Annotated in this window: 10 protein-coding genes; 9 read left to right on the top strand and 1 reads right to left on the bottom strand. The window is 28.7% G+C overall.

The features are described 5' to 3' along the window. Window positions 1–238 precede the first annotated feature (238 nt). From FOC48_RS05475 to pepF, 3 genes are all read left to right on the top strand, one after another. Window positions 239–1,078 carry a sulfurtransferase gene (locus FOC48_RS05475; protein WP_003146980.1) on the top strand — a complete coding sequence of 280 codons (840 nt, stop codon included), beginning with the start codon at window positions 239–241 and terminating at the stop codon, window positions 1,076–1,078. Between the two features lie 45 nt (window positions 1,079–1,123). Beyond that, window positions 1,124–1,675: a GNAT family N-acetyltransferase gene (locus FOC48_RS05470; RefSeq protein ID WP_003146979.1), complete on the top strand. Its 552-nt coding sequence runs from the start codon at window positions 1,124–1,126 to the stop codon at window positions 1,673–1,675. 107 nt (window positions 1,676–1,782) lie between these two features. Further along, window positions 1,783–3,585, top strand: a complete 1,803-nt coding sequence (gene pepF, locus FOC48_RS05465; RefSeq protein WP_003146978.1) for an oligoendopeptidase F — start codon at window positions 1,783–1,785, stop codon at window positions 3,583–3,585. 38 nt (window positions 3,586–3,623) lie between these two features. Here pepF and FOC48_RS05460 read toward each other — a convergent pair whose 3' ends face one another. Continuing rightward, a complete protein-coding gene (locus tag FOC48_RS05460; RefSeq protein WP_003146977.1) occupies window positions 3,624–4,472 on the bottom strand; it encodes a metallophosphoesterase in 849 nt (282 codons plus the stop codon). A 195-nt stretch (window positions 4,473–4,667) separates the two neighbouring features. On the opposite strand from FOC48_RS05460, the gene FOC48_RS05455 reads away from it, so the two are divergent. The 6 genes from FOC48_RS05455 (at window position 4,668) to FOC48_RS05430 (ending at window position 13,598) form a co-directional block, all read left to right on the top strand. After that, window positions 4,668–8,306: a UvrD-helicase domain-containing protein gene (locus FOC48_RS05455; protein ID WP_003146976.1), complete on the top strand. Its 3,639-nt coding sequence runs from the start codon at window positions 4,668–4,670 to the stop codon at window positions 8,304–8,306. Window positions 8,307–8,385: 79 nt separating this feature from the next. Beyond that, on the top strand, window positions 8,386–9,201 hold the full coding sequence (locus tag FOC48_RS05450; RefSeq protein WP_003146975.1) for a 6-phosphogluconolactonase: 816 nt from the start codon (window positions 8,386–8,388) through the stop codon (window positions 9,199–9,201). A 5-nt stretch (window positions 9,202–9,206) separates the two neighbouring features. Continuing rightward, entirely contained in the window at window positions 9,207–10,535 is a 1,329-nt protein-coding gene (locus tag FOC48_RS05445; RefSeq protein ID WP_003146974.1) for a hypothetical protein, read from the top strand. A gap of 12 nt (window positions 10,536–10,547) precedes the next feature. Then, a complete protein-coding gene (locus FOC48_RS05440) occupies window positions 10,548–11,435 on the top strand; it encodes a DMT family transporter (RefSeq protein ID WP_003146973.1) in 888 nt (295 codons plus the stop codon). Between the two features lie 167 nt (window positions 11,436–11,602). Further along, on the top strand, window positions 11,603–12,871 hold the full coding sequence (gene rho / locus FOC48_RS05435) for a transcription termination factor Rho (protein ID WP_003146972.1): 1,269 nt from the start codon (window positions 11,603–11,605) through the stop codon (window positions 12,869–12,871). Between the two features lie 82 nt (window positions 12,872–12,953). Further along, on the top strand, window positions 12,954–13,598 hold the full coding sequence (locus FOC48_RS05430; protein WP_003146970.1) for a VTT domain-containing protein: 645 nt from the start codon (window positions 12,954–12,956) through the stop codon (window positions 13,596–13,598). Window positions 13,599–13,983 lie beyond the last annotated feature (385 nt).

Genomic DNA, 13,983 nt, shown 5'->3' with positions numbered 1-13,983 from the left:
AGAAATCAATTTTGTCGAATCACCTCCGCACAGGTTATTAGATATCTAAAAAGCTTTTATAAAGCGAATTTAGATATCGATAAACCATTGCGTCTATGAGTTATCATATACACTTTGTTAAATTTTAGGACTTTTGGTCAACCCCATTCACATCGATTTGATAACGAATTAAATTATATTTTTTCAATAATAATTATGTTATAATAAATTGAAAATTAAATTTTAGAGGAGGGTACTTATGACACAATTTGATTTTGAAAAACTAGTTGATGCTGAGTATTTATTAAATAATAGAACTAATGAGAATTTAGTAGTTATCGATGCACGTGGTGGAATGCTTGAAGAAGGTGCTTTAATGTATGATAAAGCAACGGTTGTTGATTGGACTGATATAAGTTTATTAGATGAATTTGGAGGGGAGAATCTAGGTAAATTATTATCAAAAGATAACTATGAACAAATTTTTTCTAAACTGGGTATTAATGCTGATTCTGAAGTGTTAGTTTATGGTTTTACAATGCCAGAACAAGGATTTGGAGATGAAGCACGTGTAGTTTATACATTTAATTATGCAGGATTTGATAATGTTAAATTTGTTGACGGTGGTTTTAAACAAGTTGAAAAGCTAGGATTTAATAAAAATTATGAACCAGAATCTGACCGAATTGATGTTAGCGATGTAGTTCGTAGTGAAGCAACTCAAAACGATAAAGCTATATTTACAGATGAATTATTATCAAAACTTGAAAATACTGATGTGCAGATTTTAGACACTAGATTAGAAGTTGAATATAATGGTCGCGTAATTTATGGTGAAAATAAAGCGGGGCATATTCCTGGTGCAATCTCTTTACCATTTAATTCTTTAGTTGATGAAGAAGGATTTGTAAAATCTAGAGAAGAATTAGAAAAATATGTAAATGAAAAAGGTTTAGATAAGAATAAACTTCAAATTACATATTGTACTACTGGAGTTCGTGCATCTTATGTAGCTGTAATATTAGAAGAATTAGGATTTAACGTGAGAAACTATGAGCCTTCATTTGCTAGATATGCTAATGTTGGGGAAGTTGAATAGTAGATGATTCTTTAATAATTACTAAGTCATGGAAGGATACATGTAATGATTAGAAAAGCAACAAAAGATGATATAAAGGTATTAGAAGGACTACAGGAATTTATTGAATCTTTAGAAATCGACATATTAAAGAATTATTCTTCAGTAAAAATTCAAGATATTCTAAAATTTGTATTTATGTCAGAAAATGATAGATTTAGTTATAAAAACTGTATAGTTTGTGAGAAGGAAGGTAAAATAAAAGGATTCTCATTTTCTTATCACTATAATGAAGTAGAAAAGATGAAAAATTTCTGGTTTAATGAAGTCGTTAAAAAATTTAATTTAAAACAAGATGACATTATATTTGATTATGATGAAGTATTGGAAAAAGAGTATTATTTAGATACATTGTATGTTTTTTCTGAGTATAGAGGAGAAGGTGTTGGGAATAAACTATTAACAAGCTTTGTTAATAGTAGTAATACTTTATTAAGTTTAAATGTTGCTCAATCGAATATTAGAGCAAGAAAACTATATGAAAGTTATGGATTCTATAAAAATAGTGAGATTTATATAGGACATGAGAATTATGATCATCTAATAAAAACAAAATAATGTTTCTATTTTCTGAAAATTCAACATAGTTTTAAAAATATATATTACCAAATTGCTGAAATATGTGATATAATTAAGATTATGTATTAGACATAAGGAGAAATAATATGGTTGAACTATTAAGAAAAGATCAAAAAGTTGAGAATACATGGGATTTAGAATCAATTTTTAAAACAAATGAAGATTTTTGGAATCAATTTAAAGAAGTGGAAGAATTAATACCACAAATACAAAGTTATAAAGGTAAGGTTAAAGAGGGTGCTAAAGCTCTTCTAGAAGTTTTTAAAGCTGAAGAAGATATGATGTTAAAAGTCGAACAATTAACAATTTATGCATTTCTTAGAAAAGACCAAGATAGTACAAATGCTGAATATGGTGAATTATATGCTAAAACGATGAATTTAAATTCTAAGTTTTATGCAGAGTGGTCATTTTTAAAACCTGAACTTCTTTCAATTGATGAGGATGTACTATTAGGATACGTAGAAGAATTAGATGAGTTAAAAGTTTATAGATTTGAATTAGAAAAAATTAATAAAAAACGTCGTCATACTCTAGATCCAGAACAAGAAAAAATAATAGCAATGGCTGGAGAAGCACTAAATGCTAGTGATGAAACTTTTTCAGCATTAAATAATGCAGATGTTGAATTTGAGCCAGTTGAAGATAAAGATGGAAATAAACATACTTTAACGCATGGAACATATGGTACTTATATGGAAAGTACAGATAGAGTTCTTAGAAAAAATACATTCCATTCTCTATATAACTATTTCAAAAAACATAATAATACGTTGGCATCTACATTAGGTGGAAATTTAAAACGAAAAAAATATTATGCTGATGTCTATAAATATACATCAACAAGGAATAATGCATTATCTAACAACTTAATACCAGAGGAAGTGTATGATAATTTAGTATCTGTAGTTAATGAAAAAATTCCAGCACTGCAAAGATATTATAAGTTACATAAGAGAGCCAAAGGACTTGAAGATTTTAGATTATATGATAGATCAGTATCAATGGTAAAAGGAGAGCCAATTAAATTTACATTTGAAGAAGCTCGTGATATAGTACTTGAAGCTGTAAAACCAATGGGTGAAGAATATGTTAATGATATGAGTAAAGCATTTACAGAACGTTGGATAGATATTTATCCTAATAAAGGAAAACGTTCAGGGGCGTATTCATGGGGTGGATATACTACAAAACCATTTATTCTATTAAATTTTGATGGAACATTAAATGATGTGTATACACTTATACATGAATTAGGGCATTCAATGCACTCGTACTACACTAGAAAAAACCAACCATACGTTTACGGAAGTTATTCAATCTTTGTTGCAGAAGTAGCATCAACTTGTAATGAAGCATTATTAACAGAATATCTATATAACAAATTTGAAAAAGAAGGTAACAAAAATGGAATGCTGCGTGTCCTTAACCAAGCGTTAAGTGGATTTGTTGGAACAGTATATAGACAAACTCAATTTGCAGAGTTCGAACACAAAATAAACCAACAACTTCAAAACGGAGGGGCTATAACAGCAGAATATTTAAATACTGAATATTTCAATGTGGTGAAAAAATACTATGGTGATGTATTTACTTACGATGAAGATATAAAATATGAGTGGTCAAGAGTTCCACACTTCTACTACAATTACTACGTATATCAATATGCTACTGGTTATTCTGCAGCACAAGCATTATCAAAATTAATACTAGAAGATAGTAAAAATGCTAAAGTTTATATAGATGAATTCCTTTCAAAAGGAAACTCTGATTATCCAATAGAAGTATTAAAAAATGCTGGTGTAGATATGTCTAAACCTGATGCAATTGAATTGGCGCTTCAAGACTTTAAAGAAAAAATAGAAAAATTTGAGAAATTATATTTCTAATAAATAAAATAAAAGATTCAAAATCGGATTTTAAAAAATCACGATTTTTGAATCTCTCTTTTTTTTAATGTAGCTAATACTAATTCAATTCTATTGTTTATTCTTATAGGAAACGAGCTATTTCCTAGACCACGAGAAACAATTAATGTCGAACTATCTTTTGTGTAACAACCACTTGTGTATTCTGGAAAGAATCCTTGACTAGGTGAGAAAATGCCTCCTATAAATGGAATTCTCCATTGTCCACCGTGAGCATGCCCTGAAAAAATCAAATCATATTTAGCTTCTACATAGATTGGAAATTTCTCGGGACGATGTGATAACAAGATGTTAAAATATTCTGAAGAATATAGATTGTCTAATGTTTTCTTGAAGTTCGCACGGTGATTTAAATTATCTTCATTTTTGAAAAAATTATAATCTTCTACACCAACTAGATTTATAAAATCTTGATTACGATTAAGAAGAATACTTTCGTTGTGTAAGTGAGTAATTTTAAGTTTTGATAACATAATTTTTAACTCAGCATATTCTTTAGGTAATCTAAGTTCATGATTACCAGATATAAAATAACAAGGAGCGATTATAGAAAGTTGACTTAGGATATTATAGGCTACATCCATGTCGTTTTTATAACTATCGAGAATATCTCCAGTAATTACAATAATATCTGGTGAGAATTTTCTGATTTTACTTAAGAATGCTAGGTCACTTAATCCAACTTTATCACAGTGAATATCACTCACTTGAGCAATTTTAAAATTATCAAAAGAATAGGGAAGATTATTAAAATCAAGTGTAGTTTTAGTTACTTTTAGTTTTTTATTTTGTTTAATTATCGAACTAGCTACTAGAATAGGAGCTAGTGCCAAAATTTTTCGATTCATCTATTTCACCTATTATAAAAATTTAAGAAAAAGTAATGTTTATTTATAATATTATTTTATAATTACAACTGTGTAGAAACAGTATAAAAATATAATTTTAAATAAATGTCTTACTATCTTAAAACATTATACCATAATGCTTAAAGTATGTTAAAATATAAAGTGATTATTAATATGAAATTAGAGGAAATTTGTATGATAAATATTGAGAAGATTGATAATATAGCCGCTTCTAGGAAGTATCCACCAACACCACCGCAGTGGCAAGCTATCGCTATTACAGGAGCGGATGTTCTTGTTGCGGCCGCAGCTGGGAGTGGTAAGACAGAGGTTCTTTCTGAAAGAATAGCAAGAAAAGTAGCGACAAAAAGATGGGATATTGATAGATTATTAGTCCTAACATTTACCACTGCTGCTGCTAAAAATATGATAGTAAGAATAGAAGATAAAATTAGTGAAAGATTGCTTTCTACAAATAAGGAAGAAGATTTATTATTCCTTAGAAAGCAAAGAATGCTGATGAATGATGCTTATGTTAGTACTATTGACAGCTTTTGTCTAAATGTATTGAAAAAATTCTATTATCTCGTAGAGGAAAAAATTGATAATCAAATTAAATATTTATCACCTAATTTTGGTATATTAGCAAATAGTAAAGGACTATTGAGTGAAACAATAGGAAATGTACTAGAAGAATTGGTTAAAGATGATTCTAGTAGTACAGATTTATTGTTTACAGTTTTTGACTCTAAACAAAATATAAGTTCTTTTATTATTGATATATACTATAAGCTTTTAAATATACCTAATTTTCAAAAATATTTAGAAGAAGATTTTGGAAAATTTAATTCTCTATATGAAGATAAACTTGCTATTAATAATAAAGAAATTCTTGATAAATTTAATAGAGTTGATGAATTAACTACAGTAGAAAATATAAAAATAGCATCTGATTTTTGTTTGTATATTAAAAAATATCTAGAAAGTTCTAAAAAACAGAACGATATAGATTTTCTTTCTCTTGTTAATTTAGAAGATGACAAGAAAGAAAAGATCATAAAATATCTTCAACAAGATGAAAAAACCTTAAAGAGTAATCAAGAGAATCTTGAGGAAATTGAAGTTATTATTGAGAAACTCAATGAACAAATAAAAGTAGAAGATAGTGTTTATGACACGGCGACATTAGCAAGTATACAAACTGACCTTAATGATTACATTAATTATTTTAAAACTATAGATAAAATGAGTGAGTTATCAAGAACTATTACAAAAGTTCTTAAGAATTTACATAATGATTTTATTAAAAGAAAAAGAGAAAACAATTTCTTAGATTTTTCTGATCTAAATCATCTTGCTATTAAGGCTTTAACTAAAGAAGAAAATGGTGAGATTATCCCAAGTGAAGCGGCAAATTATTATAGAGAATATTTTTATGAAATATATGTTGATGAATATCAAGATAATAATAATTTGCAAGAATATATTCTAAACCTGATTAGAGGAGAAGGTGTGAACTTCTTTAGAGTAGGAGATGTTAAGCAAGCAATTTATGGTTTTAGGGGTTCTAATCCAGATCTTTTTGAACAAAAGTATAATAGTTATAGAAAATTGGAAATTGATAACTATAGTGTAAATGAGGAATATTCATTTGAAGATGATTCTGAAGGTATTTGTGTAGTATTAAAAGAGAACTTCAGAAGTGATGAGAATATATTGAAATCTAGTAATTTTGTATTCAATAGATTGATGGGAAATAAGAATGCTGGTGTGAGCTATGATGAAGATAGCGCCCTTTATTATCCAGAAGCAAAAGAGCGCCAAGATACAGAAATTATGCCAACTAAGTTAATAAATGGTAAGGTGAACTACTATACAGGAGAAATAGTAGAAAATAAAAAAAATTATAGGGAACAATCTATAGAAAATATTGCATATGAAATTTTGCAAGGGATAAAGAATGGAAAGAAATATAGTGACTATGCTGTTTTAGTTAGAAATAGTACAAAAATGTCTAGTTTTAAAGAAATATTTAGCAAGTACAATATACCATTATTTTTCAAGGAAAAAGTTGGTTTTACTGAATCAAATTGTTTTAATATTTTATATAATATTCTTAGATTTTTAGATAACACTAATAGGGATGCTAGTCTATTAGCCATTTTGCATACTGAGATTTTTGATTATAGTAATGATGAATTATTGAGAGTATCATTACAAAAAGGAAAAAATCTTTTTGAGAAGTTAACAAATAGTGAAAATAAAAAAGATAGTCAGACTACAAATCTATTAAAAAAATGGTTGAATTTTAGTTTGAATAACTCTTTACCGACTTTAATAGAATGTATATCTTTAGATACTGATTTTAAAAATTATTTAGTTACAATAGGTGTAAATGATGAAGAGATTGATTATTTTGAGAATTTTGTAGATGTTGTAAATGAATATCAGAAAATTGATAATAAACTATCTGGTTTAATTAGGCAGTTGAAAAATATAAAAAATGAAGAGGTATTTGAAACTAAGAAAAGAACACCAAACGATAGTGTTACCTTATCAACGATTCATATTTCTAAGGGATTAGAATATAAAGAAGTATTTGTTGCTGATCTTGACACTTCATTTAGTAAAAGTGGTTATACTGGAGAAGGGTTATTCACAGAGACTTTTGGGTTAAGTCTTAATGTTGAGACTATAGCTCAAAATTTCGGTCTAAACAATTCTAGACTAACAGAATTAAACGAATTATATAAGTTAAATAGTATTTTGATAAAACTACGAGAAAGAGAAGAAGAAATTCGTAACCTGTATGTAGCCCTAACTCGAGCTAAAAACACACTGTATCTTGTAAGTCCAAGTGGAATAGAATTAAATAATGAGAAGGCAAGAGATAAATCACTTTCCCAAGCTATTTTAGAAGATGATAACTTTGAAACTATACTAAATAACTTACTGAGTGATTATGAAGAAGGATTTAGTTTTGAAAATGAGCGTGAGGCAAAATTTGAAGCTCATGAAGTTATTCCATTGATTCAAGAACAGGAAAATGGTTTAGACTTTGACTTAGCAGATTTTTATGAAAGGTTTGAATTAAAACAACAAGACAATGAAGAAATCCAGGAGAATACTATTAAACATAAGGTATTTCCAACAAAAACATCATATAGCGCATTGAAAAAAATTAACGGTGAAAGTAATTCTGGCTTTAAGAAAGAAAAAAGAGGCTATCTCGAGTTAACTACATTGAAGAGCTCAACATCTACAAGTAAGGCAATACTTAGGGGGAATATTGTTCATAAACTTTTTGAAAAGATAGTTAATGATGTGAGATCGGGTGTTGAAATTAATGATGTAGAAGTTTACTTAAATAATTTGAAGAAAACAGATAGTTTAATAAAAAATATTAAAGAGAATAGAATATTAACAGAAGAAGAGTTTGATAATATAAATAATAAAGATGATATAGAAAGAATAAGTAACTTTATTAATAATGAATTAATGAATATTATTTCTAATTGCCAATTTTGTCAAACTGAAATAGCATTTACCACTGCGAAAAAAGCTAAAGAACTATACAGTGAAAGCGATAGTGAGATAGATGTAATACTTCAAGGGGTAGTCGATTTATTTATTAAAATATCTGATGATGAAGCTATTATCGTTGATTATAAGACTGACTATGTGACTAGTAAAACTGGGGAAGATATTTTACGTGAAAGACACAAGGAGCAACTAAGAATATATAAAGAAGCGGTAGCGGAATATTATCAATTAAAAAATATTAAAACATATGTTTATTCTTATGTACTCTCTAAACTGATAGAAGTTGAGTAAAATCTATGACGTTGTTAGTAAGGGATAAATATGATATAATAGAAAGTAATTTGAATAATTACTATATGGAGGTGAAAACATGAAATATATAGTTTGTAACAGTGAAACAGCAGTTCTAAATAGAATGTATGATGAATTTGAAAAAAATCTTGAGGATGGAGCAGTTATTTGCTTACCTGAAAATATTATTAATACACAATTTACGAATAGAATGATTGATGACAACCAAACAGGGAAGTATCGCTATAAACATGTTATAATGTTAGGTCAACGTGAATTTGCTGATATTGATATTGAAGAGAAATTTGGATTATATAGATATGCTAGACATGAGTTATTTAAAAAGTTAGATGTAGAAGCTAAAAACATTTATTATCCGCAGGCATTAAATAGTAATGAATGTGATGAAGATTTAAATAATTATAAAGAAGTATTAGAAGAAAATCCAATTGATGTTGCAGTAGTTTTTTTAGGATCTGATGGGGGAATACTTGATTATCGTTTTGCTGATGAGGTAAATAAAAACCTTCATATTGTTGAATTTTCAGAAGAAGAAAAATCTCAATTACAACAAGCTGGAATGGAAATCAAAGGTAACAAATTAATTAGTATTGGATATGAAAACTTAATGTCTGCTAGAAACTTATTTGTTGTAGTTTTAGGTAGCGATAAGAGAAAATATATAGCAGAGTTATTTGAAAATGAAGAGTCAGAAAATAAAACGATACTTTCAATTTTGAATAATCACAAAAATTTATTTATTTTTACTGATAAAGAAGCAAGTTATAAGTCAGAAGAAGAGGTAAATAGATTAATAAAACAAAGACAAAAAAAATTAGAAATTAAAGAACGTGTAGAAAGACTTCAAAATGAGGAGAAAAAAAAGGATAGGTAATAAGTATGAATGATTATCAGAGAATTATAGATTATGATTTTAGTGATACGGTTCTTGATGATAAACTTGTTGTAAAATTCAAACTAAAGAAAACATTTAGTGAAGATCAGTTTATCAGTCTGTTTTCGCCAAAAAAAGGTGAAAGATTTATAATAAGAACACCAGATACTAAAACTTCTATAATCGGTATAGGTTATGAAGCAACATGGTTACTTGATTCTAATGATTTTCTAACTAGTTTTGATAACAGTAGTATTTTATCTGGGTTTGAAGAGTTGAGAGCTCAGGTAACAGTTTTAGAAATTGATGAACATGATGATGAGTATTTTGGAATCTATGGTGGTATTTCAGACGGTAATAATAAAAACAGTCAGGAATGGGTAGATTTTAGTGATACATCATTTGTAGTTCCTGGAATACTTGCTGTTTTTAAAGGTGAAGAAGTTTTTATAACATTGTTCTTTAATATGAAGGAAGAAAAAGAGTTTTCGGAATTATGGACGGAGAGAATCTCATTTTTAAGCAAGCTTGATAATGATAATGAGATTTCTAACGATCCTAAAATATCGATAGTTAGAGAGATTTATCCGGAACTTTGGCAAGAAAACATTAGAAAAGCTCTTCTTCAAATTGAGAAAGAAGAACTTAAACGTATTGTACTATCAAGAAAAAATTTAATACTATTAGAAAATAATACTTCACTAGGTGCAATAACTAAATACCTGTTAAGTAGAAATAGATATTTCATAGCGTTTGAATCTAAAAAGAGTTTATTCATCACGACAAATCCATTAATTTCATTAGATTATACAGATAAAGATTTAAAAGCACATTTATACTTAAAAAAAGAGAATCTATTTAACAATGATTACTCAATTATGTTTGATGAAGAAGAAATCATTCATGAATATAAAGAGAATTTTGAATCTCAATTTGAAAGTGAATTTAGAGTATATGATGATAAAACATTGATGGGGAAAAAACTTGATGTATTCTCAGTTTTAAATGCAAAAGTTGAAGATTCTCAAAAGGCAATTAAATCTCTTAGCTTTCTTTATCCGATGCCAATAATAAAGGGGTATCCTGAGAATGTTGCGAAGAAATTTTTTGATGAAAATTATAAAGTTGGTTATGGTTTTTGGTACTCACCATTTGGTTATGTTACCAATAAACTTGATGCTAAATTTTATACATGTGGAAACATGATGGTAGCTCAAAATAATATGATAACACTATTTACTAGTATCTTATTATCTAAGGATGAGAATTATAATGAAGTAGTAGAAAAATCTAACAAAATTGTAAGTTCAAGTCTAAAGTTGTTTGATCATTAGGAGTGTGTAATTATGGAAAAAAGTACTATGAAAAAAGGTGCTATTCTTACTCTGTTAGGAGCTACATGTTGGGGATTATCTGGAGTGTTAGGTGAGTATTTACTTAATATTTCTAAGATAGATTCAACTTGGGTAATTTCCAATAGACTATTTTATTCAGGTATAGTTCTAGTGATTATTTTATTCTTAAAAGATAAGAAAAGTCTGATGAATGTATTTTCGGATAAAAAAGATATTTTGAGATTATTAAATTTTTCATTTTTAGGATTACTTATTTGTCAAGGTACATTTTTTTTAGCGATTAAGTATACTAATGCAGGTATGGCAACTGTTATTCAGTTTACTGGGCCAGTAATGATTATGACTTATTATTGTATTATAAGTCGAAGATGGCCGTTGCCTCGTGAAGTCGTTGCAATAGTATCCTCATTATTTGGAACTGTTCTTATGGCTACGCATTTAGATTTCAGTAAATTAAATATCTCCACTTTGGGATTATTCTGGGGAATATTTTCTGCTTTTGGACTAGCTAGTTATAATATTTCATCAGTAAATTTAACAAAGAAATATGGAGTAATGCCGATAATGACCTGGGGACTTTTAATTGCAGGATCTGTAGTGTATTTTGGTACAGGTAGCAATTATATACCTTCCAATTTTACATTTATGGACTTCTTATGCATAACTGGTGTTATTATTGTAGGAACAATAATGTCATTTTCACTGTATTTAGAAGGGGTAAGAATGATTGGAGCTGTTACAGGAAGTATTATCGGATGTTTTGAGCCAATAGCAGCAATAGTTTTCTCATTCTTATTATTAGGAACAACATTTGGTCTAATAGATATAATCGGAGCTGCATTTATCTTATCTGCAGTGGTAGTACTTAGTAAGAGATAAATTGTTGTTAAAAAAATTAATATTAAATAACAAGAACTTGAAAATAACATTTAGTGTGAGTTATTTATTCAGGTTCTTGATGTACTTTAAAGATAATGTTTAATTAGATCAACGATTAATTTAGATGTTTAATGATTTTCTATGTGATACATGGAGAAAGGAAAAAAATGAGTAACGTAAAATTTGATGAAATGTATAAAAGTATGAATACTAAAGAACTTACAGCTTTGGCTAAAGAACTTGGTGTTCCAAGATATTATACATTAAATAAAAAAGAGTTAGTATTAGCGATTTTAGAAAAACAATCAGTAAGTGAAGAGCATTACTATGCTTCTGGTATTTTAGATGATATTCACCCAGAAAATGGTTTTGGTTTCTTAAGAACTGTTGATTATAAAAAAGGAGAAACAGATATTTATATTTCCGCTTCTCAAATTCGCCGTTTTGAACTTAAAAAAGGTGATGAAGTATTTGGGAAAGTTCGTAAACCACGTGAAGGTGAAAGATTTGCAGGTATATTACAGGTAGATAAGGTCAATGATGTTGATGCAGAGGTTGCAAAAGGTAGAGCACATTTCCAAGCTTTAACACCGATTTATCCAAATCAAAAAATTGTTTTAGAGACTACTAAAGAAAAACTTTCTACAAGATTTGTTGATTTGGTAGCACCGATTGGATTCGGTCAACGAGGATTGATTGTTGCACCACCTAAAGTTGGAAAAACAACATTACTAAAGGATATAGCAAATTCTATTAGAAAAAATTATCCTGATAAGAAGTTAATTATTCTTTTAATTGACGAAAGACCAGAAGAAGTTACTGATATGGAGAGATCTGTAAGAGGAGCAGATGTTGTAAGTTCAACATTTGATGAAACTTCTGAAAATCATATCAAAGTGGCAGAATTGGTTATTGAGCATGCTAAACGTCGTGTAGAACTTGGTCAAGATGTAATTATACTTATGGATAGTATTACAAGACTTGCTCGTGCTTATAATATTGTTGAACCAAGTAGTGGTAAAGTCTTAAGCGGAGGGGTAGATCCATCGAGCCTTCACAAACCAAAAGCATTCTTTGGTGCAGCGAGAAACGTTGAAGGTGGAGGAAGTTTAACTATTATAGCAACTGCTTTGATTAATACTGGTTCTAGAATGGATGACTTAATATTTGAAGAGTTCAAAGGAACTGGGAATATGGAGATAGTATTATCACCAGAATTAGCTTCAAGAAGAGTTTATCCAGCTATTGATTTCTTGAAGAGTTCTACAAGAAAAGAAGATTTATTATTAACAGAAGATGAAGTAAAAATACTATGGCAAACTCGTAGAAAACTTGAGGATGTTAGTGAACCAACAATTGGAGTGCTTAATCATCTTAGAAAACATGAAAGTAATGCTGACTACATTGCTGAAATGAAAAAATTTATAAGAGATTAATTTCTAGATTGTATGATTAATAGACAGGTTATGTTCTCTATGGTATAATCTCATAGAACATATTTATTTTAGGAGGATTACATTGGAAACAATTAAATTTTTAATTGATTTTGTATTGCATATTGACAAGCATCTTGGTGAATTAATGATGCAACATGGACCATGGTGGATGTATGGGATAATATTTCTAATTATCTTTATCGAAACTGGTGTTGTTTTCATGCCGTTTTTACCAGGTGATTCATTATTATTTGCTAGTGGAGCTCTATGGGCAGCAACAGGCAATAATATCTTTTTACTATTATTCTTATGTATAAGTGCTGCTGTTATTGGAGATAATTGTAACTATTTTATCGGAAGAAACTTCTCAGATTACTTGAAGAGTAGAGTATGGTTTAAAAAGTTTGTGTCTGATGAAAACATAAAAGACGCCGAAAACTTCGTGGCAAAACATGGAGGAAAGTCTATTTTCTTAGCTAGATTCTTCCCGATTATTCGTACAATAGTTCCATTTATCGTAGGAGCTGGTAAGATGAAATATTCTAAGTTTAGAATTATTGATTTCTTCGGAGGTCTTTGTTGGTGTACATTATTTGTATCGGTAGGGTACTTCTTTGGAAATATTCCATTTGTTAAGAACAACTTCTCTGTAGTTGTAATTGCTATTATTTTAATCAGCTTAATTCCATTAGTTATTGGAGCAATTAAATCTAGAAAAAAAGCATAAAATAATAGGGTGTATAATAATTAGTGTGGATGAGAAAAATCCATACTAATTATTTTTTATTAATTAAGAAAGTAGTTACAAAAGAAATATTTGTACATTTTGTTATACAAAAAAGTAAGGGGCTGACCCAAAAGTACTAGATTTTAAAAATAGTTTACATGAGAACTCATAGCCTCAGCAGTAGACACAATCCAATCAGTTTCGTCTTATGACTCACTTCTTGGTGTGTCCTTGCATACGTTATACGTAAGTAGTTTATTGATATCTAAATTCGCTTCATAAAAGCTTTTTAGATATCTAATAAACTGTGCGGGGGTGACTCGACAAAATCGATTTCTCCGAAATCACGATTTTTGAGTCACTCCCTTGCCAGTATGAAGATAAC

It is taken from the genome of Gemella haemolysans, from assembly GCF_012273215.1.
GTDB lineage: Bacteria > Bacillota > Bacilli > Staphylococcales > Gemellaceae > Gemella > Gemella haemolysans_A.
Note: the sequence above shows the minus strand (reverse complement) of the source record. Positions and strands in the feature narration are given on the sequence as shown.

What these genes read in the sequence shown, in the direction of transcription:
- FOC48_RS05475 (WP_003146980.1), top strand. Translation starts at nt 239, where the DNA reads ATGACACAATTTGATTTTGAAAAACTAGTTGATGCTGAGTATTTATTA.
- FOC48_RS05470 (WP_003146979.1), top strand. Translation starts at nt 1,124, where the DNA reads ATGATTAGAAAAGCAACAAAAGATGATATAAAGGTATTAGAAGGACTA.
- pepF (WP_003146978.1), top strand. Translation starts at nt 1,783, where the DNA reads ATGGTTGAACTATTAAGAAAAGATCAAAAAGTTGAGAATACATGGGAT.
- FOC48_RS05460 (WP_003146977.1), bottom strand. Translation starts at nt 4,472, where the DNA reads ATGAATCGAAAAATTTTGGCACTAGCTCCTATTCTAGTAGCTAGTTCG.
- FOC48_RS05455 (WP_003146976.1), top strand. Translation starts at nt 4,668, where the DNA reads ATGATAAATATTGAGAAGATTGATAATATAGCCGCTTCTAGGAAGTAT.
- FOC48_RS05450 (WP_003146975.1), top strand. Translation starts at nt 8,386, where the DNA reads ATGAAATATATAGTTTGTAACAGTGAAACAGCAGTTCTAAATAGAATG.
- FOC48_RS05445 (WP_003146974.1), top strand. Translation starts at nt 9,207, where the DNA reads ATGAATGATTATCAGAGAATTATAGATTATGATTTTAGTGATACGGTT.
- FOC48_RS05440 (WP_003146973.1), top strand. Translation starts at nt 10,548, where the DNA reads ATGGAAAAAAGTACTATGAAAAAAGGTGCTATTCTTACTCTGTTAGGA.
- rho (WP_003146972.1), top strand. Translation starts at nt 11,603, where the DNA reads ATGAGTAACGTAAAATTTGATGAAATGTATAAAAGTATGAATACTAAA.